General features: G+C 60.0%; 8 protein-coding genes and 1 pseudogene. 4 read left to right on the forward strand and 5 right to left on the reverse strand.

The genetic code is table 11. The features are described 5' to 3' along the window. Positions 1 to 150 precede the first annotated feature (150 nt). The 5 genes from arcD to hutU all read right to left on the reverse strand — a co-directional run bounded on the left by arcD (position 151) and on the right by hutU (position 7,403). Positions 151 to 1,626, reverse strand: coding sequence for an arginine/ornithine antiporter ArcD (arcD, locus tag ABDZ36_RS00695; RefSeq protein ID WP_211313665.1), 1,476 nt, complete (start codon positions 1,624 to 1,626; stop codon positions 151 to 153). Positions 1,627 to 1,968: 342 nt separating this feature from the next. Then, positions 1,969 to 3,543, reverse strand: a complete 1,575-nt coding sequence (gene hutH, locus ABDZ36_RS00700; protein WP_343749149.1) for a histidine ammonia-lyase — start codon at positions 3,541 to 3,543, stop codon at positions 1,969 to 1,971. Continuing rightward, a complete protein-coding gene (gene hutI, locus ABDZ36_RS00705) occupies positions 3,536 to 4,753 on the reverse strand; it encodes an imidazolonepropionase (RefSeq protein WP_343749150.1) in 1,218 nt (405 codons plus the stop codon). Before hutI ends, hutH begins: the two co-directional genes overlap by 8 nt. Beyond that, positions 4,750 to 5,664 (reverse strand): formimidoylglutamase, encoded by a 915-nt coding sequence (gene hutG, locus ABDZ36_RS00710; RefSeq protein WP_211313663.1) that lies wholly within the window; start codon positions 5,662 to 5,664, stop codon positions 4,750 to 4,752. The genes hutI and hutG overlap by 4 nt, the downstream gene beginning before the upstream one ends. Continuing rightward, positions 5,661 to 7,403: a urocanate hydratase gene (gene hutU, locus ABDZ36_RS00715; protein WP_211313662.1), complete on the reverse strand. Its 1,743-nt coding sequence runs from the start codon at positions 7,401 to 7,403 to the stop codon at positions 5,661 to 5,663. Before hutU ends, hutG begins: the two co-directional genes overlap by 4 nt. Positions 7,404 to 7,489: 86 nt before the next feature. On the opposite strand from hutU, the gene ABDZ36_RS00720 reads away from it, so the two are divergent. From ABDZ36_RS00720 to ABDZ36_RS00735, 4 genes and pseudogenes are all read left to right on the forward strand, one after another. After that, on the forward strand, positions 7,490 to 8,134 hold the full coding sequence (locus ABDZ36_RS00720; protein WP_211313661.1) for a helix-turn-helix domain-containing protein: 645 nt from the start codon (positions 7,490 to 7,492) through the stop codon (positions 8,132 to 8,134). Positions 8,135 to 8,170: 36 nt separating this feature from the next. Further along, positions 8,171 to 8,419: pseudogene (locus ABDZ36_RS00725) on the forward strand (DUF6610 family protein); the annotation flags it as partial. A gap of 71 nt (positions 8,420 to 8,490) precedes the next feature. Next, the gene (locus tag ABDZ36_RS00730; RefSeq protein WP_211313660.1) at positions 8,491 to 8,838 is read left to right on the forward strand and encodes a DUF8013 domain-containing protein; all 348 of its coding nucleotides are present in this window, start codon (positions 8,491 to 8,493) and stop codon (positions 8,836 to 8,838) included. A gap of 87 nt (positions 8,839 to 8,925) precedes the next feature. Beyond that, positions 8,926 to 9,360 (forward strand): ArdC-like ssDNA-binding domain-containing protein (locus tag ABDZ36_RS00735; RefSeq protein WP_343749151.1); only part of this gene is annotated, 435 nt, incomplete at its 3' end.

Here is a 9,360-nt window from a genome sequence, read left to right on the forward strand (position 1 = left end):
CGAGACAACGAGATGATTTCACGAGCTCAGGCTGTGCCCGCTGTTGCGTCCTCGGGGTAAACACGTACATATAAACAAGATCGCAAAGAGAGAGGTTCTCCGAACGGACAACGATTTATATGTAATTCCGTCTCTCAGATTTGTGCGGGACTAATCCTCACCCGGCATCGTTTGTTTAGCGCCACCGGTTCGTGACGTGGACTCCGCCGTTTCGGAACAGTCTTTGGATACGATCTGCCAGCCAGTCAGGCCCATGAACAACAGGATGAGTGGCGAGAGGAAGCCGAAGAAGTAGTAAGGGGCATACTCCAGCGTGGGCACGCCGAGCGTCCCGGCCATGAACAACCCACCGCTGCTCCACGGAATGAGCGCACTCGTTGTCGTTCCAGACGCTTCAATAGCGCGGGAGAGATTCTTCGTTTTCAGTCCCTGTTCCTCGTACAGATTTCCGAGCGTCATCCCCGGAACGACAATACTCGCGTACTGCTCAGCTGCGAGAATGTTCATCGAGATAGCTGAAAGCGCGGTGACACCAGTTAGGCTCGCAACGTTGTGGCAGAGGCGCCCCAGATGGTGAGCAAGAACTGCGAGAACGCCGGTCCGGTCGAGCATCCCGCCCAAGGACAGGGCAGCGATAGCGATTGTCACAATCCAGGCGCCGCCGATTAGCCCGCTACTCTGCAGTAGTCCGTTCACGAGTTCCATCCCTGTTTCGGGAGCGGTCCCTGATTGTGCGCCAGACCACGCTGCACCGAATCCGGTCCCTTGAACGAGGATCGAGGTGCCTACCCCTGCAAAGACGCCTGTCCCAAGGGCAGGCAACGCAGGGATACCGTACAGTGCAAGCCCAAAAGTGAGAACTAACGGGAGGAAAACGATCGGTGATACGACGTAGGTGCTCTGGATAGCTGATTGGATTGCTTCAACGCGCCCAACGGGAATATTTCCAGCGGCGTTCAACCCAAGGAAGGCATACAATACGACCGAGATGGCGAATGCGGTGAGTGTCCCGGCTCGCATCGCATTAATGTGTTCATACAAATCCGTGTTCGTCACTGCTGCTGCGAGGTTTGTCGTATCGGAGAGAGGTGACTGCTTATCACCCGTGTAGGTCCCGCTGAGGATAGCACCGGCGGTCATTGGTGCGGGGATACCAAGTCCCGAGCCAATACCGATAAGAGCCACACCAAGTGTTCCGGCCGCCGTCCAGGACGAGCCGACCGCAAAGGCGATCACAGCGGAGAGGACAGCCGTCACTGGGAGAAACACTTTGGGTGTGAACAACTCCAGCCCATAATACATGAGACCCGGGATAGTCCCGGCTTGGATCCATGTGGCGATGAGCGTATAGACGGTAAACATGATAAGAATAACCTTCATTCCCATCAGGAGCCCATCTGAAATGCCTTCGTACAGATCCGACCACGACAATCCGAGGTGGTAACGGGCGAATAAGCCGGTGAACGCAATTCCCCAAAACAGGGGGAACTGAGGATCCAGGCCGAAACCGACGATACCGACGCTGAGGAACACGATCATCCCCGCGATTGGGACTAACGCTGCTGCGAGCGAGGGGCGCTCAGCCGGGTCAATGTCCTCGAACAGACGGGGTTCGAATTCGACCATCAGCTCACCTCGTTAACGGAGTCGTCTGGGGCAGCGATACCGCCAGACTGCGGCTGTGAGAGAGCCAACTGGGGGCGTCCAGCGGACCCGGTCGCCCGTGCTATCGGACGAGAAACGGTACCAGCGTGTTCTATGGATGGCGATGTATCCGACCACTGTCGCCGTGCTACGACGCGACTTATCGAGCTACATTCGCAACGTCCGTGCATCATACGTCTATGAATAATTATCATGGATGATCACGAAGTAGAATTATTTTCCATATGGGTAGGGGTATATAAGTCGCCACCGACGTTCGGAAGCGTTAGCAGACGTGCATTCGAAAAAGTCAGGACTTCGCCATTACTCCAGTGGCTCGTCGAGTGCCGTCTCGACGACGTCGAGTAACGTATCGGAACGAAGGAGCGCCAGCATAGACTCGATGTCACGATGGATCGGTCGGTCTTCGTCGAGGTGAGGTACGTGTTCGCGAACTTCCTGATAGGCCGCGTCAGTCCCGACACCGGGTGTGAGGTTCTCCACGAAATCGAGCGCTTGGGCCGCACAGGCCAATTCGATCCCGACGACACGGAGCGTGGACTCGACAGTTTCTCTCGCAGCATAAGCGCTCTGTGCACTCATACTGACGTGGTCCTCTTGGTTCCCGCTGACAGGGATGCTGTCCGTTGACGGACGGCCCTGTGAACGGTTCGTGCTCACGAGATCTGCCGCCGTGTACTGAGCGATCATATACCCCGACCGAAGGCCGCTCCCTTCGGTTAGGAACGGCGGTAAATGCTCTTCTTGTATGTTTGGGTTGAGCATTCGATCCATCCGTCGCTCTGATATCGAAGCCAGTTCTGCGAGACCACTCGTGACGTAATCCAGCCGCAGGGCCAACGGTTGCCCGTGGAAGTTCCCGCCGGAGAGGACGGCAGCGTTCTCAGTGCCGCTTGCGCGGTCGTCCGCATCGTCGGCAGGGAACACGAGCGGATTGTCTGTCACGCTGTTGAGTTCCGTTTCGACGGCCTCGCGGAGGTGTTGAATCGAGTCTCGGACTGCACCGTGTACCTGTGGCAGACAGCGAAGCGAGTACGCGTCTTGCACCCGGTCACAGTTACGGTGCGATTCGACGATCTCGGAGTTCTGGGTAAGCCGCCGGACGTTCTCCGCGCTTTCGGTTTGCCCCTGATGTGGCCGGACACGCTGGATACTGGGGTGTGAGCTCGCAGTCGTACTCATAGTCGCTTCCGTCGTCATTGCACCGGCGATATCCGCCGCCTGCATGGCACGTTCAGCATCACACACGACGAGCGAAGCCAATCCGACGGTCAACTGCGTCCCGTTGATGAGCCCCAATCCCTCCTTCGCACGAAGCGTCACCGGGTCGATATTCTTTTTGTTCAGGGCTTCAGATCCCGAAAGTCGTTCATCATCCACAGTGGCTTCACCCTCCCCGGTGACAACGAGAGCAAGGTGGGCGAGAGGCGCGAGGTCGCCGCTCGCGCCGAGACTCCCTTTGGCCTTTACGACGGGATGGACCGCCTCATTTAGCATCTCCACGAGAACGTCAACGACCCGTTCCCGGACGCCGCTGTACCCTTTCACCAGCGCGTTAAGCCGAGTGACGAGCATCGCTCGGACCTCTTCCGCAGCGAGTTCCCGGCCCGTGCCGGCCGCGTGACTGCGGACGAGGTTCTGCTGGAGCGTTTCGATGTCGTCATCGGGTATCCGTTCTTGGACGAGTTCGCCAAATCCCGTGTTCACACCGTAGACAGCCTCTCCGGACTCGACGATGTCAACGATGCGCTCACGCGATTTCCGAACGGCCTCACGCGCTCTCTCCGGGACTCTAACGGTGGCATTGCGGCGTGCGACGCGCTCAACGGCGTCCGGCGTGAGTGACTCCCCGTCAACGACGACCGATCCATCAGTCACGGTGGACCACCTCCCCGTGCTTGACGACTGTTTGGACGTTCTGCACGCCGAAATTGTACGGGAGGTGCTGATAGTCGGGTACATCGGCGACGACTAAGTCACCGGGCGCTCCCTCTTGAAGAGTCCCTGTGCCGTCCGTTCGGTCGATGGCTTTTGCAGCCGTAACCGTAGCGCCACGGACAGCCGCCGCGGGTGTCATACGCATGCCGTTACAGGCGAGATCGATCGTGAATTCCATACTCTGTGAGTAGCAGTTCGGATTGAAGTCGGTCGCGATAGCGACCGGAACGTCCGCCGCTTCAAACGCCGATGCATCAGCATAGTCGGTCGCGAGCGAAAAGGCGGTCCCCGGTAGGAGAACGGGTGTCACGTTCGCTTCGCCGAGCGCCGTGATGTCCGCCTCGGTCGACTGCAGCAAGTGGTCCGCGCTCGTGGCCTCGATGTCGGCAGCTAACTGTGACCCGCCGAGTCGCTCGAACTCGTCGGCGTGAATCTTCGGTGTTAGCCCGTGTTCACGTCCGGCTTCGAGGACTTTTCGGGAGTGCTCGACGGAGAAGACGCCTGCCTCACAGAAGACGTCGCAGAACTCGGCAAGGTCGTTTTTCGCGACGACGGGTAGCTGCTCTTCGACGACGCGGTCGACGTACTCGTCGGTGTCCGCGTCTTCGGGTACAGCATGAGCGCCCATGAACGTCGGCACCACATCTACCGGGTGGCGGTCGGCCGCCTCGTCGATTGCTTCGAGCATCTTCACTTCTGTCTCGACGTCGAGCCCGTAGCCCGATTTTACTTCGGCCGTCGTGGTCCCGTGGGCGAGCATGACGTCGAGCTGTACGAGAAGGTTCTCGACGAGTTGATCGCGTGAGGCGTCGCGTGTCGCTCGCACAGTTCGCAAGATGCCCCCGCCTTCCGCGAGGATATCCTGATAGTCCGCACCCTCGAGCTTCGCGGTGTACTCGTCGGCGCGGTCCCCTGCGAACACGGCATGCGTGTGCGGGTCAACGAATCCGGGAAGGACCGTTTTTCCAGCCGCGTCGATAGCGTTCATCGCATCCTCTGGGGGGTAGTTACGGGTGACTGATTCAGTCGAACCAATAGCAGTGACGACACCGTCTTCGATTGCCACGGCCCCATCTTGGACAGTCACCATCTCCCCGTCGTCAGTTGGAGTCGCGACCTGTGATGCGTCGTAGACGACGAGGTCGGTCACGCCGACCACCCCGAGAGGAAGTGTGCCACGGTACGTGCGGCGGCGTCGACAGTTCGCCCACTGGTATCGAGTGGTGGCGCACACTCGACGAGTTCGAAGCCCGCAATACGCTCATCAGCGGCGACGAGACGGACAAGACGGAACAGTTCGCGGGGGAGCAGGCCGCCGGGTGTCGGGGCGCTAGAGCCCCCATACGCAGCATCGAGCACGTCTATATCGACACTGCAATAGATGCGGTCGACGTCGTCGAGCGCAGAGAGTGCCCGATTGACGGCTTTGGGGAGGTCTGCCGCGACCGCCTCGCCGGTCACGACCGTGCCACCATTCTCACGGACATAATCGTGGTAGGCCGTGCTCGTCTCGAAGTGTCGAGCCCCGATACAGGCGTAGCTGTCGAGTCCCGCTTCGTGTAACTGGCGGTAGGGCGTCCCGCTGGTCGGTCCGTCTCGGACTTCTCGAACGTCGAGGTGGGCGTCGACGTTGAGGACACCGACACTCGAATCCTCAAGTAGCGGAGCGACGTTCGGGACGGTTAGTGAGTTGTCGCCGCCCAGGAAGACGGGGAGCGCATCGAGCGCGTGAACCGCCTCTGTTACGTCCTGAACCGCGTCCTGTACCTCGGCAACCGATCCCGAGGGGACGTCGATGTCCCCGAAGTCAGCGACACTGTTGACGGGGCCCGAATCGAAGTGATGGGTCTTCACCGCTGCCAGTGCGTTCCTGAGGGCTTCGGGACCCTCGGCGGCGCCGCGCCGAGAAATAACCGCGCCGTCGTACGGTTCGCCGACGAGGATTGCGTCGAATTCGTCAGCGGTGTCGGAATCAACGCCGCTGACGATGTCGCCGAACTGCTCGTCCGCGGGGTCCGACGACGGCCCCGACCAGTCCGGTGGTGCGATGATTTCACTCATTCGTTCTCGTGCATTGGAACGTGAACGTTCGAGGTCGTTGCTTCGTCGAGCGCTTCGTCGTACCCGGCGTCCGCGTGGCGGATGACGCCCATACCGGGGTCGGTCGTAAATACGCGTCGGGCTTTCTCAGCAGCGAGATCTGAGCCGTCGAGGACGACGTGGTTGTTGGTGTGCAGCGAGTTACCGATGCCGACGCCACCGCCATCGTGGACGCTGACAATATCGGCGCCAGCAGCGCAGTTGAGCAGGGCGTTAAGGATGGGCCAGTCGGCGACGGCGTCTGAACCGTCCTGCATAGCTTCGGTCTCCCGGTTCGGGCTAGCCACGCTGCCGGCATCGAGGTGATCTCGCGTGACGACGACCGGCGCCGAGATTTCTCCCTCGTCGACGAGTTCGTTAATCCGGAGCGCGAATCGCGCTCGCTCGGTCAACCCATCCTCGCTCCGGTAGCCGAGCCAACAGACGCGGCTGGGAAGACCTTGGAACGAGACTTGTTCCTGTGCGAGGTCTATCCAGCGGTGTAGTTGGTCTTTTTCGGGGAAGAGTTCCTTGACGGCCTCGTCAGTCCGGTGGATGTCCGATTCATCCCCGGAGAGAGCGACCCAGCGGAAGGGACCCTTACCCTGACAGAAGAGGGGTCGGATGTACGCCGGGACGAACCCCGGGAAATCGAACGCGTTCGCTACCCCCCGGTGCTCCTCGACCTGTCCACGGATGTTGTTGCCGTACTCGAAGGCCACCGAACCGCGTTCTTGCATTTCGAGGATGCCCTCGACGTGACGTTGCATCGTGTCGAGGCTCTCTTCGACGTACTGGTCGGGGTCTGCCTCGCGTAACGCGTCCGCCTCCTCAACAGTATACCCCGCGGGGTAGTACCCTTCTAGCTCGTCGTGGGCGCTCGTTTGGTCGGTGACGATATCCGGGACGAAGTTGCGTTCGAGCAGCCCGTCGAACATATCGGCGGCGTTCATATGGAGCGCAATAGACAGCGGCTCGCCGTTCGCCGCCGCGTCTTCGGCCAGCTCGATGGCCTCATCGAGGTCGTCCGTCTTCTCCATGCAGTAGTTCGTCTCAATTCGCCTGTCGATTCGGTTTTCATCGACCTCGGCCGCAATGCACACGCCATGGTTCATCGTCACGGCTAGCGGTTGGGCTCCGCCCATCCCACCGAGTCCGGCGGTGACCGTAATCGTCCCTTCAAGGCCGTTCTGCTCGGGGAAGTGTTGGCGAGCGACCTCGGCCAGTGTCTCGAAGGTTCCCTGGATAATGCCCTGCGTTCCGATGTACGCCCACGAGCCAGCGGTCATCTGGCCGTACATAATGAGCCCCTTCGATTCGAGTTCGTGGAAGTGCTCCCAGTCGTCCCACGCGCCAACCAGGTTCGAGTTCGCAATAAGCACCTGCGGCGAACGCTCATGCGTCTTGAACCGTCCGACCGGTTTGCCCGACTGGATGAGGAGCGTTTCATCGTTATCGAGCGTGCGTAGCTCCGAGAGAATCGTTTCGTACGCATCCCAGCTCCGGGCTGCCCGACCGGTACCGCCGTACACTACGAGGTCCTCGGGGTTCTCACCGACCTCCGGGTCCAGATTATTGTTGAGCATTCGGAGAGCCGCTTCCTGTCGCCACCCCTCGCACTCGATCTCCGTTCCCGTGGGGGAGCCCTGATATTCGAGCCACTCCGACGAGGGACTGCCGACCTCGAACGCCGAGTCGTCGTCCGTCTGTTGCTGTTTCATGCGTACGTATGATTAGTATTGGTAGGCCTATAGCCAAGATTCTCCCTTTGGAAATAGTTTTAAATACTCGTGGTAGACATCGATCTATGCACAAGGCGGTATTCCGAATCAAAAGCGACAGTCCGTACGCGAGTGCGACATCGCAAAACAACACCCGGATTGAGCTGTGGTGTAACGACCACTGTGACTTACTCCATATCGCTGGCGACGCACAATCAGATGTCGTGGATCAGGTCCGCACGGAAGTCGGTGTTCGGGAACAAATCGGAAACAACGGCGAACAGACAATCATCACCGAAGCCTGTCTGAAAGAGTACGGAAACGACTATATCGAAGCCCATCTCGCCGCTAACGACTGCCTCCTCTTACCCCCGCTCCGATACGAACGCGGCGCGAAAATCGTACGTGTCCTCGCACTCGACCCCGCTAACCTCTCGATGCTGTACAGCGATATTTCGGCGGACCACGACGTAACAGTTGAGTCCAAACAGGAGTTGGCGACGGTCAAGTCAGAAACCCCCGTGATGGCGGCTAGTACCTTCCTCCCGACCCTCTCTGACCGGCAACGGGACGTGTTCCTGACAGCATTTGAAGAGGGTTATTACGAGATACCACGCGGAACGACGACCAGCGAAATTGCAGAGATCGTGGATGTCGGTCGCCGGACGGTAGAGCACCACCTGAGACGCGCCGAAGAGAAACTCGCAAACGCGTTCGTGGAGTACCTATAGCCCACCAGTCTGAATCCACACACTGCCATTCGGACGGAAACAAAACCTCAAGAGACTGATCCTGCAACCGCTTACGAAGGTCCGCCCCCAAGCGATTGCAACAGAGCCGCCTGTACCAAGTGCGGGACGAACGTCTGGCGAACTCGCCGCGGCCCGTACGTCGCCGAGTACGATACCGGCGCAATCTGTGGATACTGCAGCTACGAGTGCTACTTCAGCCACCGTCACCGGAACAACCTCGAGGAAATCGCCGGCGAGCAGAGCGTCTACCTCCCGCCGGCGTGACTTCGCGACCTGTTTTTCGTGCCCCCAGAGAGGGCGAGGGCGCCTTCGAGAGCCCTCAGAGGTGACTTCCAGTGAGTCAACAACAGAGTCCTGACAACGTCTCGATCGACGAGATCCCGGTCGATATCGACAACACGCAATCAGCGGAGGTCGATTCCGCCGACGTCCCCGGCGAAATCGAATCCATCACCCGTGGGCTCGCCGGTGAGCAGCCACCGACGAATCCGCTGGTCGTGCTGAAAGCGGCCCGGTGGTGGTACATTCACGGCAAGGGCGGCACGGATCCCGCCTTCCAGTGGGCCATCGAGTGGGCGCGTCATCTTGCGACCGACACGCCTAGTGACGTCGAGCGGTTCGACGCGTACCTCGAGTACCTCGTGACGGTCGGCTTCGCGGACGAACCCCACGAACTCCGCTGACCGACAGACTCGGTTTTTTGACGCCCCCGAGGGGTGCGGCGCGGTCTGAACAGACGCAGTCGCCGTGAACTCGATTCGGTGAACACAATGGCTACGACCACTGACTCGTCGGTCTCGTTCGAGGAGACCGACACCCGACACGACGAGATGCACAGTACCATCGAAGCCTGGATCGACGACCTCGTCGACCACGTCGACGACGCGCAGGCCAGCGCGGAGTTCCAGGAGTGGCTTGACGTCCAGAGTCGCTTCCACGACTACTCCTACCGGAACACCCTCCTCATCAAGCGGCAGTGTCCCGAGGCGAACCGGGTGGCGGGCTACCGGACGTGGCAGGAGGAGTTCGACCGCCACGTCAAGGAGGGTGAGTCGGCCATCTGGATCTGGGCGCCGATCATTACCAAGCAGTGCCCGGAGTGCGAGAACTCGCCGAGCTACCACGAGGACAGCGACTGTGAGTACGACGAGACGCCGCCCGAAGAGTGGTCCGAGGGGCTGGTCGGGTTCAAGCCCGCGCCGGTG

This window comes from Halarchaeum salinum (assembly GCF_039520965.1).
In the GTDB taxonomy this organism is placed as follows: Archaea; Halobacteriota; Halobacteria; order Halobacteriales; family Halobacteriaceae; genus Halarchaeum; species Halarchaeum salinum.

Excerpts from the sequence above, each read along its gene's own strand:
- arcD (WP_211313665.1), bottom strand. The coding sequence starts at position 1,626 with ATGGTCGAATTCGAACCCCGTCTGTTCGAGGACATTGACCCGGCTGAG.
- hutG (WP_211313663.1), bottom strand. The coding sequence starts at position 5,664 with ATGAGTGAAATCATCGCACCACCGGACTGGTCGGGGCCGTCGTCGGAC.
- hutU (WP_211313662.1), bottom strand. The coding sequence starts at position 7,403 with ATGAAACAGCAACAGACGGACGACGACTCGGCGTTCGAGGTCGGCAGT.
- ABDZ36_RS00720 (WP_211313661.1), top strand. The coding sequence starts at position 7,490 with ATGCACAAGGCGGTATTCCGAATCAAAAGCGACAGTCCGTACGCGAGT.